Raw genomic sequence first — 15,543 nt, 5'->3', positions numbered from 1 at the left:
ATTAAACTAGGTTGAGATCGATAGGCGTTTTACTTTTCTCGCCGCCGATCTCACGAACTAGTTTGGGTACTAAAAACCCTGGCAATGCTTCGAGCATGTGTGCCACTATTTCGCGTGCGCGCTGCTCAGTAATATCAAAATGACTCGCACCTTCTACTTTATCAAGTAAATGTAGGTAGTAGGGTAAGATATCAGCCTCAAACAATGCTTCACTCAAGGCTATTTGAGCATGGCTCGAGTCGTTAACATCCTTTAATAATACAGCTTGGTTTAATAACGTGACGTTAGCGGCTTTTAATTTTTGCATCGCAGCTTTAAAGTCAGCATCAATTTCGTTCGCGTGATTAATGTGATTCACTAACACCACTTTTAAAGGCGAACTTGCAAATCGCGCACACAGCTCATCGGTAATTCTTGCTGGGATAACCACTGGCAAACGACTATGAATACGCAAACGTTTTATTTGTGGTAATTGTTCAAGTTCATCCATAAACCAGTTAACAGCATCATCTTTGGCCATTAATGGGTCGCCACCACTTAAAATGACCTCATTGATATTTTTATCGGCTTTTATGTAGGCTAAAGCGTCAATTAAGCTGCGTTTATTTAATTGGTTTTCTTGATACGGAAAATGGCGTCTAAAACAATAGCGGCAATTCACGGCACAGCCGGTTTTAAACATGACCAAAACACGAGAGCGGTACTTATGTAATAACCCCGGTTGGTTATTATCTTGCTCTTTTAACGGGTCTTTATCGTAGCCTGTTTGCGCTAAAAATTCTTGGTGACGTGGCATCACTTGTAGCAAAAGTGGATCGTTTATATCACCAAAACGCATTTTTTTGATAAAAGGCAGAGGCACACGTACAGGAAAAAGACTACGAGCTTGGAGGTCTTTTTCGTCTACTACACTTGATAAACCTAGCATTTCTAGCAAACGTTCAGGGCAGGTGACAACATTTGCTAATTCTTTTTGCCAGTTTTTATGCAAATTTACTTCATTTCTTTGTATCATTGACACGTAGATTACTCGAAATTATTTAGACAGAGGAAACGATGGCGAATTATAGCACCAATGAGTTCAAGGGCGGCCTAAAAATTATGTTAGACGGCGAGCCTTGTAGCATCCTAGAAAATGAAATGGTAAAGCCAGGTAAAGGTCAGGCGTTTAACCGTGTTCGTATTCGTAAACTTATCACAGGTAAAGTACTAGAAAAAACATTTAAGTCGGGTGAAACGGTAGAAGGTGCTGACGTAATGGATACCGATCTAGCGTATCTATACACTGACGGTGAATTCTGGCATTTCATGAACAACGAAACATTTGAGCAAATCGCTGCTGACGAAAAAGCACTAGGCGACAATGCTAAATGGTTAGTTGAAAACGATGTATGTACTATCACGCTTTGGAACGGTAACCCAATTGCTGTTACTCCACCGAACTTTGTTGAACTAGAAATCACAGAAACGGATCCAGGTCTTAAAGGTGACACAGCCGGTACGGGCGGTAAACCAGCAACATTAAGCACGGGTGCGGTTGTACGCGTTCCTCTATTTGTACAAATTGGCGAAGTGATCAAAGTTGATACTCGCAGCGGTGAGTACGTAAGCCGCGTTAAGTAATAGGCTTTAAAAAGTTTAATTGATAAAATCCCAGCTTCTGCTGGGATTTTTTTTTGGAGACTGTATGTCCACTGCTGTTTGGCAACCAAGCGCTGATATTGCTACTTTACGCGAGCGAGCTGCGATCATTCGCCGTATTCGCGAATTTTTCTATGAGCGTGAGGTGATGGAAGTTGAAACACCGACTCTTAGTGCGGCCAGTGTTACCGATGTACACCTAGCCAGTTTTAGTACCGAGTTTGTGGGCCCAGGTCATGCAGGTGGTTTGCCGTTATATTTACAAACCTCGCCTGAGTTTGCGATGAAACGATTATTGGCGGCAGGATCGGGTGCTATCTTTCAATTGTGTAAAGCGTATCGCAACGAAGAAGCGGGTAGTCATCATAACCCTGAATTTACCATGCTTGAATGGTATCGCCCAGGTTTCGACGAATTTGCGCTTATGGATGAAATGGACGAGCTTATGCAGCTTGTACTGGGTGTTGACGCGGCTGAGCGTTTAACTTACCAACACGCGTTTATAAATGCATTAGGTATAGATCCATTAACTGCTGACATGAGTACGTTACAGCACGTAGCAAGCGAACAAGGGTTTGCTGATATTGCCGCGCATGAAACGCATCGCGATACGTTGTTGCAGCTGTTATTTTGCATGAAGGTTGAGCCAACTATCGGCCAAGAAAAGCCATGTTTTGTTTACCATTTTCCAGCTTCGCAAGCGGCACTTGCGCAAATTTGTCAGCATGACAATCGCGTTGCTGGGCGTTTTGAGCTGTATTTCAAAAATATGGAGTTGGCTAACGGTTTCAATGAACTTACCGATGGTAAAGAGCAAGCCGCGCGTTTTACTGAAGATAATCAATATCGCCAAGCAAATGGTTTAAAACAGGTACCGATGGATACGCGCTTGATTGCAGCGCTTGAGCATGGCTTACCACAATGTGCAGGTGTGGCGCTGGGGATTGACCGTTTAATTATGCTTGCAACGAACAAGCAAAAGATTAAAGACGTGATCACCTTTGATGTGGAACGAGCTTAAATGCAGGAACCTTTAACTCAAACCGAATAATTCATTGAGTCGTGATATTCGCAGTTGAATCCCTTGTTACATGGTTATGTAGAAGCAGATTCATCCGCGAAAATCAGGTGATAATAAGCGCTGGTTAAAACCAGCGCCTTCACGACTTACAGTTCGTAAATAAATGTCACACCGGCCACCATCGGTTCGCCCAATTGTGTGTATGTGTGAGTGGCGTAACCATCCAGTGGGTCGTTACCAAACTCAAAACCACGGGTTGGTACATCTTCATCAAATAAGTTTCGTGCCCACGCATTGATGCTCCAGTTTTCACTTTCATAACCTAACGATGCGTTTACTAAGTTAGAGCTCGGTGCTTTTGAGTTATGGCTATCTGAGAAGTAATAATCATCTTTGCCTTCAACACCAATCGATGCATAAAGTGCAGGGGTAAAGTTATAGCGTGCCGTAAATGCATATTGATACTTCGGTGCTTGTGCTTGGTCGCGGCCATCTTGATCAAGGCCTGATTGGGCTACAAAGTCATTAATTTCAGTATTTAAATAGCCCGCACTCCCAGTAAGTAATAAATTCTCGGTTGCTTGGTAGCTGCCTTCTATTTCTAACCCGTAGTTTTCACCAGAGCTTGCGTTATCAATATAGCCCGTGAACTTTTGCCCTTCGACTTGCCATGATTTCAACTGCATATCTTCACGGTACATGTAAAATGCAGCCAAGCGCAGGACGAATTTATCGTCAAGTGAGCTGCCTTTCACACCAAACTCACCACTCCAAAGGTATTCAGGGGCAAATGAGGTGTGGTTAGCAAAAAAGTCAGCGTCAAGATTTAAGCCTTCATCTTTCGCTTTTGCTAACGCCTCAGAGTTAATACCGCCAGCTTTGTAGCCACGAGTTATACTGGTGTAAATCATAGTGCGGTCAATGACTTGATATTCAAGAGCAAGTTTACCACCGATCATCACATCATCGGTTTCTTCAATAAAACCATTGTTGTCAATGTAATCACCTTTATATTGTTCTACACGCAATCCTGTGATTAAGGTTGTTTTAGGGCCAATAGGCGTTGTTAGCTGGCCATATGCTGCAAGGTTAGTTGTTTCATAATTTGATGCAAAAGGTTGTGCCAACCATGTATATTGGCGTTCTAAGTCAACTTCGCGTCCTTGGTAATAAATACCCGCCACCCAGTCGCCAGATTTACCGTTAAATTGGAGTTCTGCTGCATGGTCTTTACGGTCTCGTAAATAGGCGTCTGTTGAGCTGTAGCCCCATTCATGTAAGCCAGCTGCACACAATTGTGGCTGTGTTTCATCGTTACAAACCCAGTCTTCGTCATAGCTGTATAACAGTTCGCTGTCGATGCCAGATACGTTCAGACTGACATCAAACCAATCAAAACCGGTATAAATATTTGCAAGACCCACCGCAATGCTTTCTTGATTATCTTCACCAGGCTCATCAGCTACACTGTAGCGGCTGTTATCAAGGGTGAAAGCATCATAGCCATTATTAATATCGATATAATGCACACTTAGCTCTGTGCGTAAGTTATTTGTAAGTTGGCTATGCAGTTTAAAGCGAGAAACAAGTTCATCTTGCTGTTGCGTATCTTTATTTAAATATATATTTTCAACATAGCCATCAGACTCGCGTTGATAAAGACTTGCGCGTACGCTTGTATCGTCAGTAATACCTGTACCTGCTGCAATGCCTGCTTCGTAGCTATTATAATTACCTGCACCGAGTTGCACTTTTACACTCGGATTGAGCGTTGGCGCTGTTGATTCCATTTGAATCATGCCTGCTAATGCATCTGCACCAAAACGTGTCCCCTGTGGGCCACGGTATATTTCTACTTGGTCTATATCAAATAACAGTGAGCTTCCCCCTAGGCCAGAGTAGTTTATGCCGTCAATCACTAAGCCAACAGATGGATTAATGGGATCAACAAATTGTGAGCGTAAACCCACACCACGAATTTGCACAAAACGACCGCGTGATGCACCCGAAGTAAAGTTTACATTGGCTGCACTGGCTAGCATTTCATCTAAAAATTTCGCTCCACGCTGATTAATTTCATGGTCTGAAAAAAGGCTTGCGCTGGCACTTAACGTTTGAATACTTTCTTTTTTGAAATCGCCCGTAACTAAAATAGTTTCAAGCTCTGTGTCTTCAGCGTAAGCAATCGATGAAGCTGCAAATAATGGCAAAATAGCAGCTGATAATAATGATAAACGTCGTTTCATGCGGTTCTTAACTCCATTTTAGGGACTGCTATTCTAGCAAGCCTACTGGCCAAATGAGTATTTATACCTAAAAAAAGTGAATCTTTAGCTTGTTTAGGTATTTATGATATAAACGCAGGCAATTATACGTAAATTGATTAGGAATACGACTATGACCTTTAAAGTTGACTTTAAAGTGCGAGACTATGAATGCGATCTGCAAGGAATTGTTAATAACAGTGTTTACTTTAATTACTTAGAGCATGCCCGCCATGAGTTCCTACATGCTAAAGGGGTCGACTTTGCAAAGCTTGCGCGAGAAAAAATTAACCTAGTGGTGCTTCGCAGTGAAATGGATTACAAAGCATCTTTAGTGCCGGGCGATGAGTTTTATGTGGCCGTTGAGCCGCAGAGAGTGAGTCGTTTAAAGTTTGCTTTTAAGCAGACCGTTTACCGTAAACATGATGATAAAGTGATGCTAAGCGCCTTAGTAATCGGCACCTCTGTCAATGAAAAAGGGCGTCCTTTTTTACCAGAAGAAGTCGATAACTTATTTAAATAACGCCCGTTGTTCTATTAAGAGCTAGCTTAGAACATTTTTTTACAGATAAAACATGTTTTTTTAACGATCAAAGTCGTTAAATGTTGTTATTATTATCGCATTGAAATTTTGGTCGTAAAAAAATATGAAGTTAGTAGCCTTGCCTATTCTTTTTGTACTATTTTGCATGGGCTGCTCATCGACAGGGAAGGTCACCAGTGAGCAATTAAAATATACACAGTGGCAATTATCAAAAGTTAACGGGTTAGCCATTAGCGTATCGCAAAAAGCGTCAATGCGTTTTATTGAAGCGATGCAAGTTAATGGGTTTGCTGGTTGTAACAAGTTTTTTGGTGAAGGTCAGCTTGTTGAAGATACCTTAACAGTGAAAAAGCTAGGTATGACACGTAAATCGTGCGGTGATCAACTTGATGAACTTGAAAAGAAACTGCTGTCGACGCTAAAACAAGGCGCGGTCATTTCGCTAAATGGCGAGCAGCTTACTTTGCAAGGGGCGCACCATTTTACTTTCATTAATACGGCTCCCTAATAAGGCGAATTAGTATTAAAACTAAAGCGCTTGCAGCGGATTTTTAACTAACGTACACTGATTACGTTTTTATAAAACAACGAATTTATACTTGTCGGAGTGCCTTCAATAAGGCTGAGATCGCGAAAGCGGGATCCGTGAACCTGATCAGGCTAACACCTGCGTAGGGAACAAGCTGCCTCATAGGGCGCTTGTGCGCCAAAAAATGGGGCATAAGTTGCTAAGCTTAGGCTGCAATTGTAAGTGAAATAACTTACTAACGATCCAATGGCGTTTGCCACTCTCTATTGCACCTGCAATATCTGACAAGACAATCCTTAAAGCAATGAGGTAAGTCATGTCAAACACTACAACTAAACCGTCTCGCCGCGAAATTCGTGCGGCTGCATCTGATTATATTTATAACTTAACAGGGCAACCTTTCCCTAATTCGCACAAAGTATATGTTGAAGGCACGCAAGAAAACGTGCGTGTCGGAATGCGCGAAATAACCCTCAGTGATACCTTCATAGGTGGAACCGAAGAGAACCCCGTGTTCGAGCCGAATGCGCCAATTCGTGTGTATGATACATCGGGTCCATATACCGATCCTGATTTTAAACTCGACGTACGCAAAGGGCTAGAAAAGTACCGCGAACAGTGGATAGAAAAACGTGGTGACACGGAAATTCTTGATTCAGTTACCTCGCAGTTTTCGCAGCAACGAATGGCTGACGAAGGTTTAGACCATATTCGCTTTGAGCACCTCCCAAAAATACGCCGTGCGAAAGCAGGTAAAAATGTGACGCAAATGCATTATGCACGCCAAGGCATTGTAACGCCTGAAATGGAATACGTGGCTATTCGTGAAAATATGGGCCGTGCAAAAATTCGTGAAGAGCTCCTTGCTGCACAGCATAAGGGAGAGTCATTCGGAGCCAGTATCCCCGATTTTATAACCCCTGAATTTGTGCGCGATGAAATTGCCCGTGGCAGAGCCGTGTTACCTAACAATATTAACCACCCTGAAACCGAACCAATGATCATTGGCCGTAATTTCCTTGTAAAAGTGAACGCGAATATTGGTAATTCATCGGTCACTTCGTCTATTGAAGAAGAGGTCGAAAAAATGGTGTGGTCGACTCGTTGGGGCGCAGATACGGTGATGGACTTATCAACGGGTCGTTATATTCATGAAACCCGTGAATGGGTCGTACGTAATTCACCCGTGCCAATTGGTACCGTACCAATCTATCAAGCACTTGAAAAAGTAAATGGGGTTGCCGAAGACCTCACTTGGGAGATTTTCCGCGATACTTTGATTGAACAAGCGGAGCAAGGTGTCGACTATTTTACTATCCATGCTGGTGTGTTACTTCGTTATGTGCCAATGACTGCAAAGCGTGTCACGGGTATTGTATCGCGCGGCGGCTCAATCATGGCAAAGTGGTGTTTAGCACATCACAAAGAAAACTTCTTATACACGCACTTTGAAGAAATTTGTGAAATTTTAAAACAATATGATGTGTGTTTTTCATTGGGCGATGGTTTGCGTCCAGGTTCAATTGCCGATGCCAACGACGAAGCACAGTTTAGCGAATTACGTACACTAGGTGAGCTGACTAAGCTTGCATGGAAGCATGATGTACAAGTGTTTATTGAAGGCCCAGGTCATGTGCCAATGCATATGATTAAAGAAAACATGGAAGAGCAACTAAAGCATTGTGAAGAAGCACCTTTTTATACGCTTGGCCCATTAACGACTGATATTGCACCGGGTTACGACCATTTCACCTCGGGTATTGGGGCTGCACAAATTGCGTGGTATGGCTGTGCCATGTTGTGTTATGTCACCCCTAAAGAGCACTTAGGCTTACCGAATAAAGAAGATGTAAAAGAAGGTCTTATCACCTACAAAATTGCCGCACACGCAGCCGATTTAGCCAAAGGCCATCCAGGGGCACAAGAGCGTGATAACGCGTTATCGAAGGCACGCTTCGAGTTCCGTTGGCACGACCAATTTAACCTAGGTTTAGACCCTGAACGCGCCCGTGAGTATCATGATGAAACTCTGCCACAAGAGTCTGGCAAAATAGCCCATTTTTGCTCTATGTGCGGTCCTAAATTCTGCTCGATGAAAATAACTCAAGAAGTACGTGATTACGCGAAAGATCTAGAAGCGCGAGGTATCGACCCTAACAATGTAGGCGATGCTATCGAAATTAAGATGGTCGATGTTGAAGCAGAGATGAAAGCGAAATCCGACGAGTTCAAAAAAACGGGTTCTGAAATTTATCATAAAGCAATTTAACCAAGGAGCTAGGTGCTAGAAAACGAGGCGCTAGAATGATTATCTCGCGCGAATTATCTAGCACCTAGAACGTTTATGTCTTTTAAAATAGCAATTTTGGGATTTGGTTTAACAGGACGACTTACTGCTTTAGCACTCTCTAAAGTGCATCAAGTCAGCGTGTATGAGCAAGATGATCAACACGCAGCAAACAGTGCCGGAAATGTTGCTGCGGCTATGCTCGCACCGCTGGCTGAGTCGGTATTATGTGAGCAAGATATAGCGCTGCAGGGGCTGGCGAGCATTCAACGCTGGCAGCAGATTATTAGTGAACTGGATGAGCCTGTGTATTTTCAGCAAGCGGGCAGTTTGGTGGTTGCTCATCAGCAAGATAAAGGCGATTTACACAGTTTTATTAGCCGCTTAAAACCATTAGCCGAGCATACAGCTGACACAGTGAGCAGCGCGCAAATAGCAGATCTTGAGCCTGAGCTTGCTGGACGCTTTCACCAAGGGGTGTATTTACCCTGCGAAGGCCAGCTCGATAACCAGGCCTTCTATGCTGCGAGCTATAAGCAATTAGTTGCTCGTCAAGTCAGCTTTAATTGGCACTCACACATTACTTTAACAGGTCATAAGGTGAATGGACAAAGTTATGACTTTGTTTTTGATTGTCGGGGATTAGGGGCAAAAACAGCTTTACCTAGCCTTCGTGGTGTGAGAGGAGAAGTGGCACGCTTATATGCACCAGAAGTAAATCTGTCTCGGCCAGTACGCCTTATGCATCCGCGCTACCCCATTTATATTGCACCTAAACCGAATCATCAGTTTGTGATTGGAGCGACTGAAATTGAATCGCACGACACAGGCAAAGTCACCGTGCGCTCAGCACTTGAGTTATTGTCGGCGGCTTATACGGTTCACAGTGGTTTTGCTGAAGCGCGTATTGAAAGTTTGCAATCAGGGCTTCGTCCTGCATTTGCAGATAACCGTCCACAGGTGACCCGAGAAGGGAGAGTTATAAGCCTTAATGGCTTATATCGTCATGGTTATTTATTAGCGCCTTATGTTGTCGATGAAGCAATTAGCTTAATGGCTTAGGGGGTCATAATGAAAATAGTAATAAATGGTCAATCAGCTGTTGTGGCTGAGCAAATATCGCTTAGCGAGGCGTTGGCAAACTATGGGGCTAGGCCGCCATTTGCTGTGGCTGTAAACGGCGACTTTGTACCACGCAGCCAATGCGAAACAAAAACTCTTAACGAGGGTGACAGCATTGAGCTTTTGTCACCCATTCAAGGAGGTTAGCATGGATAGTTTTACTATTTATGGTGAACAAATACGCAGCCGCTTACTCATTGGTTCTGCATTGTATCCTTCGCCCAGTATAATGACAGAATCAATTGTGGCCTCTGGGGCTGATATTGTTACCGTGTCATTAAGGCGCCAACAAAGTGCGCAAGCCGGCGATGATTTTTGGCAGTTAATAAAAAACACCGGGCTTAAAGTGCTCCCAAATACAGCAGGGTGTCACAGTGTGAAAGAAGCGGTTACTCTTGCTCAAATGTGCCGTGAGGTTTTTGCCACTGATTGGATCAAGCTTGAGCTGATTGGTGATGAATATAATTTGCAGCCCGATCCTTTTGCGTTACTCGAAGCAACAAAAATACTATTAGATGAGGGCTTTAAAGTACTGCCTTACTGCACCGATGACTTAGTGTTATGCCAGCGTCTTGCTGATTTAGGCTGTGAAGTGCTGATGCCTTGGGGTGCGCCTATTGGAACAGGTAAAGGGTTACTGAACCCCTATAACCTAAGAATGATCCGAGAGCGTTTGCCTAGTCATACCTTAATCGTTGATGCTGGATTAGGGTTACCTTCGCATGCCTGCCAAGCCCTTGAATTAGGGTATGATGCGGTATTATTAAATTCGGCAATCGCTGGAGCTGGGTGCCCAGTTACAATGAGCCATGCATTTCGCAGTGCCGTTGAGGCAGGCAGATACAGCTATTTAGCCAAAGCGATGCCCGAAAAAGACGTAGCCAGCCCATCAACACCTACTATGGGCATGCCATTTTGGCATCAAAATTAAAGAAGAGGAAAACATGAATCAGGTTGTATGGAGCATAGCGGGATCTGATTCCGGCGGCGGGGCTGGAATTCAAGCCGATATTAAAGCGATGCAAAGCTTTTCAGTGCATTGCTGCACCGTGATCACGGCTTTAACAGCACAAAATAGTTTAGGTGTTGAGGCCTTAAATCCCATTTCAACTGAGGTGATTGAATCTCAATTACAAGCTTTAGTAACCGATATGCCCGCCACGGTGATAAAAATCGGCATGTTGGCGAATGTGCAGCAAATTCAGTTAATAAGTGAACATTTAAAACATTATAAAAACACCTGGGAAGTGCCGCCTTTGGTTGTCTATGACCCTGTGGCGATAGCTTCCAGTGGCGATTTACTCACAGAAGAAGATACCGTGAGTGCAATTAAAGAGTGTTTATTACCGTGGGTAGATGTTGTTACACCCAATACCCACGAAACGCAGTTACTGACCGGAGTGTATTTAATTGGCCCAAGTGCAGTAAAAGAAGCTGCGCAAAAGCTGCAAAGTTATGGCGCAAAATCGGTCATCATCAAAGGTGGTCATTGGGACTACCCAAGTGGTTATTGCATCGATTACTGCCTGCAAGATACACACGAGTACTGGCTTGGAAATGAAAAAATTCAAACACCGCATAGCCATGGCACCGGGTGTAGTATGGCCTCAGTGATTGCTGCTTGCCTAGCAAAGCGTTATCCACTGAAAGACGCATTTATTCTCGCAAAAGCGTATATAAACCAAGGTTTAAAAGCGGCAGTGCGTTACGGTGAAGGAATTGGCCCTGTTGCACACACTCATTTTCCGGTTAATTTAGCAGATTACCCACAAGTGATTGAAGCGGGGAGTTGGCTTGGTGATGAACTCGACTTTGATCACCCTAGCAATTTTACTATGGCGGCTGGTTTTGCTGAGTGTCAGTCTAAAAAGCTCGGCTTATATGCAGTAGTCGACAGTGTTGATTGGTTAGAAAAGTGTTTAGCTGAAGGCGTTAAAACCGTACAGCTACGAATCAAAAATACAGATGATGCAACGCTAGATGAGGCCATTGCCAGTGCTGTTATGCTTGGTCAAAAATACGATGCGCAGGTGTATATTAATGACTATTGGCAACTGGCGATTAAGCACGGTGCATATGGAGTTCATTTAGGCCAAGAAGACCTACAAACGGCTAATTTAATTGCTATAAAAGAGGCTGGCTTGCGTTTAGGCGTCTCGACCCATGGTTTTTATGAAATGCTGCGCGCCCATAATTATCGCCCGAGCTACATGGCATTTGGTGCAATTTACCCAACCACCACAAAAGATATGACAGGGCAAATTCAAGGCCTAGAAAAGCTTGAAAAATTTGTCCCGTTAATGGCCGACTACCCAACAGTTGCCATTGGTGGCATTGATGTGTCACGTGCAGAGCAAGTGGCAAATACCGGGGTAGGCAGTGTGGCTGTGGTGCGAGCAATTACCGAAGCCGAAGATTACCCCGCTGCGATTGCTAAACTCAAACAATGTGTTGAAGGCGACTCAGAAGCATGAGTGCGTTAAGCGATAAAGAGCGCATACGTTACAGCCGCCACTTAATGCTTAAAGAAGTGGGATTGGAGGGGCAGCAAATATTAAAGGCCGCACATATTGCGGTAGTAGGTGCTGGTGGGCTTGGCTCACCTGCGCTACTTTATTTAGCTGCGGCTGGGGTGGGTAAGCTCACGTTGATTGATAATGACAATGTCGAGCTTTCAAATTTACAGCGACAAATTTTGTATAAAGTTAATCACTTAGGGCAAGCAAAAACACAGGCAGCCTCGAAAGTGTTAGCAAGCTTAAATAACCAAATTAGTATTGAGCCCATTTGCCAAAGACTTGATGAAAAAAACCTTGCAGACGTTTTACAAGGGGCCGACATCGTACTCGATTGCAGTGATAACTTTGCCACTCGTTACTTAATTAATCGCTATTGTTTAGCGCACACAATCCCGCTCATTTCAGCCGCTGCGATTGCCACACAAGGGCAACTAATGTGCTTTGACTTTCGCAATTCCGACAGCCCCTGTTATGGCTGTGTATTCCCGCAAACAGATGATCAACCAGTATTAAATTGTGATAACGCGGGTGTAATAAGCCCATTACTGGGAGTCATGGGCAGTATGCAAAGCTTACTGGCGGTTAATATACTGTTAGGCCATAAAACGGGCAGCGAGTTTATTCAATTTGATGGGCTGACTTTACAGCAGCTACGTTTTACACCTCACAAAGATAGCGAATGCGCAGAATGCAAAAAGCAGGCTTGAAGCCTGCTTTTTAATTTTTGTATAACTAAGATGGTTAGTCTTTGATTGTCGCAAATGGTGTGCCCATGCGAGTGATTGTTTCTGGGTGTTGGTCAGATAAAAACTCAGCTTGGTTTGCACCCCAGGCTAAAATCACGGTAGACCCTAACTTAAAGCGACCCATTTCTTCGCCTTTTTTCAAAGTGATTGCGTTATCACCTTTGGTAGGGTAGTTCCAGCTGAATACATCTTTACCGGCAGGTGGTGTAACGGTACCTGCCCATATGGTTTCGATGCTGGCTACAATCGTTGCACCTACCAGTACCATCGCAAGTGGGCCTATGTCAGTTTCGAAAATTGCAACCACACGTTCATTACGCGCAAATAAGTTAGGGACGTTTTGCGCCGTAAGCGGATTCACTGAGAATAAATCACCTGGTACATAAATCATTTTACTCAGCGTACCATCAATCGGCATGTGAATACGGTGATAGTCTTTCGGTGCTAAATAGATTGTTGCGAACTTACCACCCAAAAATGGCACAGTATCGTCTTCGTTACCACCTAGTAATGCCTGTAAGCTGTAGTCGTGCCCTTTAGCTTGAATTATTTGACCATCTACTACGTCACCTAATTGGCTAATCGCACCATCAACTGGGTGAGCAATAATGTCTTTTTCTTCTGCAAGTGGGCGAATACCTTCCTTTAAAGGGCGAGTAAAAAATTCATTAAAGGTTTTGTAATGAGCTGGATCGGGGTATTTAGCCTCACTCATATCAATTTTATATTGTTTGATGAATAGCTTGATTAACGCCGTGGTTACGCCACCCGCTTTCGCTGCTGCTAACTTGCCGACCATGCGCGAAATGAAATGTTTTGGCATGGCATACTGCATGGCAATTTTGAATTTATCTAAACTCACTTGTTATTTCCTAAATAGTTATACGCGAGGAGCGCGTGCACCCGCACGGCCATCGGCCATAGTTTCTAAAATTCGGTGGTAACTGTCAAAACGAAGTTCTGAAATATCTCCATCATCAACCGCTTGGCGAATGATACAGCCCGGATCATTTAGATGTTTACAGTCACGAAAACGACAGCCGCCAATAAAGTCACGGAACTCTTTAAAGCACCAAGTTACGCGTTCAACATCTAAATGCCATAGGCCAAACTCACGGATCCCTGGTGAATCAATAAGGTTACCGCCAGAGGGTAAGTGATGTAAACGTGAAACGGTTGTTGTGTGTTGCCCAAGACCACTATTTTCAGAGACTTCCTGAGTTAAAATAGCAGCGTCGGGTAAAACAGTATTAACTAACGTTGATTTACCCACACCACTTTGACCCACAAAGATGCTGTTTTTATCTATTAACGTTTGTTTAAGCTCATCAATACCTTGGCCCGTTTTATTACTGACGAGTAATACTTGATAGCCCAGTTCACGATAAATATCGAGAATTTCATTAATATAGGCGAGTCCTTCATCGTCAATTAAATCGATTTTGTTGAGCACTAAAATCGGCTCTATGCCCATGTCTTCACAGGCAACTAAATAACGGTCGATAATGTTAGGAGTAAACTCAGGTAATACCGCTGACACCATTAAAATTTGGTCGATATTAGCTGCAACGACTTTCACTCCGTCATAAAAATCTGGACGTGTAAGCTGCGAGCGACGTTCGTGAGTTGCTTCGATGACACCGGCTAAGTCACCCTCACTCACTTTGGCGCGACGAAATATCACTTCATCCCCGCAAACAAGGCTTGATACAGTGCGACGAATGTTACAGCGCAGCACATCACCAGAGTCCGTTTCGATATCTGCATGTTGTCCAAAACGGCTTAATACAACGGCATTTTCAGCAGGGCCTAAATTGTCGTTTTGCCATTGCACGGCTGCGCCCTTGTCTTGCTTTTTATCAGCATTAGACAAACGTTTTTGATGATTGGCCTTAATCCGACGAGACTGGCCTTTACTTAATTTCTTTTGTTTTGCCACTTTTGGCCTATAACTTGATTAAATGTCGGGCTTTTTGAAAAAAAAGCTTTAGGTCGACTGATGATACTAATATGATATATCTAAATGCGTTGGATCTAAAGGAAAGCACCGCTAAGGTAACTATGTCTTTTCATAAATCAAATCTTATCTGGCTCGACCTGGAAATGACTGGCCTCGAACCAGCAACAGATAAAATACTCGAAATTGCCACTGTTGTCACCGACAGTGAGTTAAACATCTTGGCTGAAGGCCCTGTTATTGCTATTCATCAAAGCGATGAATTACTTGATGACATGGACGAGTGGTGTACGACCCAACATGGTCAATCAGGTTTAACAGCCCGCTGCAAAGCAAGTTCTTTCACTGAGCAAGATGCCATTGAGCAAACATTGGCGTTTTTGAAACAGTGGGTACCTGCTGGCGCATCGCCTATGTGCGGAAATTCAATCGGCCAAGACCGTCGATTCATGAATAAGTACATGCCGGAATTGGAAGACTATTTTCATTATCGCAACCTTGATGTAAGCACTATTAAAGAGCTTGCGCGCCGCTGGAAGCCTGAGGTTCTTGCTCAAGTGAACAAAAAAGGTTCACACCTTGCCCTTGATGATATAAAAGATTCAATTATGGAATTAAAGGTTTACCAAGAAAAATTCTTTAATTTGTAAAAAACATTTGCAAACACATCGGATTATTGTAGAATCCTGCCCCGCTTAAGACGTTAACCCTCGCGGGGTTAGTGTGTCTTTAGCTAAACTTTATAGTTGAAATTTGTGGCACTAGCTCAGTTGCCAGAACGTTTTACCGCAACCTTTAGGTTGTGCATCAACGTACAAATCACTGACTATTTGAATGCGGCACTAGCTCAGTTGGTAGAGCGCAACCTTGCCAAGGTTGAGGTCACGAGTTCGAGCCTCGTGTGCCGCTCCAA

15 protein-coding genes, 1 tRNA gene and 1 riboswitch are annotated in these 15,543 nt (G+C 43.6%); of the genes, 12 read left to right on the top strand and 4 right to left on the bottom strand.

The features are described 5' to 3' along the window. Position 1 precedes the first annotated feature (1 nt). Positions 2-1,015 (bottom strand): EF-P beta-lysylation protein EpmB, encoded by a 1,014-nt coding sequence (gene epmB / locus ACSSVW_RS19020; protein WP_036971447.1) that lies wholly within the window; start codon positions 1,013-1,015, stop codon positions 2-4. A 41-nt stretch (positions 1,016-1,056) separates the two neighbouring features. On the opposite strand from epmB, the gene efp reads away from it, so the two are divergent. Together efp and epmA are read left to right on the top strand one after the other, a co-directional pair. Continuing rightward, a complete protein-coding gene (gene efp / locus ACSSVW_RS19015; RefSeq protein ID WP_036971443.1) occupies positions 1,057-1,623 on the top strand; it encodes an elongation factor P in 567 nt (188 codons plus the stop codon). Between the two features lie 64 nt (positions 1,624-1,687). Next, positions 1,688-2,662 carry an elongation factor P--(R)-beta-lysine ligase gene (gene epmA, locus ACSSVW_RS19010; RefSeq protein ID WP_118843955.1) on the top strand — a complete coding sequence of 325 codons (975 nt, stop codon included), beginning with the start codon at positions 1,688-1,690 and terminating at the stop codon, positions 2,660-2,662. A 146-nt stretch (positions 2,663-2,808) separates the two neighbouring features. Here epmA and ACSSVW_RS19005 read toward each other — a convergent pair whose 3' ends face one another. After that, on the bottom strand, positions 2,809-4,908 hold the full coding sequence (locus tag ACSSVW_RS19005; protein ID WP_454179920.1) for a TonB-dependent receptor: 2,100 nt from the start codon (positions 4,906-4,908) through the stop codon (positions 2,809-2,811). 151 nt (positions 4,909-5,059) lie between these two features. On the opposite strand from ACSSVW_RS19005, the gene ACSSVW_RS19000 reads away from it, so the two are divergent. The 8 genes from ACSSVW_RS19000 (at position 5,060) to ACSSVW_RS18965 (ending at position 12,634) form a co-directional block, all read left to right on the top strand. After that, positions 5,060-5,449, top strand: a complete 390-nt coding sequence (locus ACSSVW_RS19000) for an acyl-CoA thioesterase (RefSeq protein WP_036971432.1) — start codon at positions 5,060-5,062, stop codon at positions 5,447-5,449. 124 nt (positions 5,450-5,573) lie between these two features. After that, positions 5,574-5,978 carry an META domain-containing protein gene (locus ACSSVW_RS18995; protein WP_075594334.1) on the top strand — a complete coding sequence of 135 codons (405 nt, stop codon included), beginning with the start codon at positions 5,574-5,576 and terminating at the stop codon, positions 5,976-5,978. Positions 5,979-6,063: 85 nt separating this feature from the next. Then, positions 6,064-6,165: riboswitch (TPP riboswitch) on the top strand. Positions 6,166-6,315: 150 nt separating this feature from the next. Then, positions 6,316-8,268, top strand: a complete 1,953-nt coding sequence (gene thiC, locus ACSSVW_RS18990; RefSeq protein WP_036971427.1) for a phosphomethylpyrimidine synthase ThiC — start codon at positions 6,316-6,318, stop codon at positions 8,266-8,268. 75 nt (positions 8,269-8,343) lie between these two features. Further along, the gene (locus tag ACSSVW_RS18985; RefSeq protein WP_454179919.1) at positions 8,344-9,348 is read left to right on the top strand and encodes an FAD-dependent oxidoreductase; all 1,005 of its coding nucleotides are present in this window, start codon (positions 8,344-8,346) and stop codon (positions 9,346-9,348) included. Positions 9,349-9,357: 9 nt separating this feature from the next. Then, positions 9,358-9,555, top strand: a complete 198-nt coding sequence (gene thiS, locus ACSSVW_RS18980) for a sulfur carrier protein ThiS (RefSeq protein WP_065978234.1) — start codon at positions 9,358-9,360, stop codon at positions 9,553-9,555. A 1-nt stretch (position 9,556) separates the two neighbouring features. Further along, positions 9,557-10,339, top strand: a complete 783-nt coding sequence (locus ACSSVW_RS18975) for a thiazole synthase (protein ID WP_075594336.1) — start codon at positions 9,557-9,559, stop codon at positions 10,337-10,339. 13 nt (positions 10,340-10,352) lie between these two features. After that, on the top strand, positions 10,353-11,882 hold the full coding sequence (gene thiE / locus ACSSVW_RS18970; protein ID WP_075594337.1) for a thiamine phosphate synthase: 1,530 nt from the start codon (positions 10,353-10,355) through the stop codon (positions 11,880-11,882). Then, positions 11,879-12,634, top strand: a complete 756-nt coding sequence (locus ACSSVW_RS18965; protein ID WP_182396093.1) for a HesA/MoeB/ThiF family protein — start codon at positions 11,879-11,881, stop codon at positions 12,632-12,634. The genes thiE and ACSSVW_RS18965 overlap by 4 nt, the downstream gene beginning before the upstream one ends. Before the next feature lie 34 nt (positions 12,635-12,668). Here ACSSVW_RS18965 and asd read toward each other — a convergent pair whose 3' ends face one another. Both asd and rsgA read right to left on the bottom strand, forming a co-directional pair. After that, a complete protein-coding gene (gene asd / locus ACSSVW_RS18960; RefSeq protein WP_454179917.1) occupies positions 12,669-13,535 on the bottom strand; it encodes an archaetidylserine decarboxylase in 867 nt (288 codons plus the stop codon). An 18-nt stretch (positions 13,536-13,553) separates the two neighbouring features. Further along, positions 13,554-14,612: a small ribosomal subunit biogenesis GTPase RsgA gene (gene rsgA, locus ACSSVW_RS18955; RefSeq protein ID WP_036971407.1), complete on the bottom strand. Its 1,059-nt coding sequence runs from the start codon at positions 14,610-14,612 to the stop codon at positions 13,554-13,556. Positions 14,613-14,734: 122 nt separating this feature from the next. Here rsgA and orn point away from each other — a divergent pair, with 122 nt between their 5' ends. Beyond that, positions 14,735-15,280, top strand: a complete 546-nt coding sequence (gene orn / locus ACSSVW_RS18950; RefSeq protein ID WP_454179916.1) for an oligoribonuclease — start codon at positions 14,735-14,737, stop codon at positions 15,278-15,280. 186 nt (positions 15,281-15,466) lie between these two features. Continuing rightward, positions 15,467-15,542, top strand: a tRNA-Gly gene (locus tag ACSSVW_RS18945). Position 15,543 lies beyond the last annotated feature (1 nt).

This window comes from Pseudoalteromonas sp. MBR-15 (genome assembly GCF_053628915.1).
The sequence above is the reverse complement of the archived record's forward strand: the minus strand, read 5'-3'. Positions and strand labels throughout refer to the sequence as shown.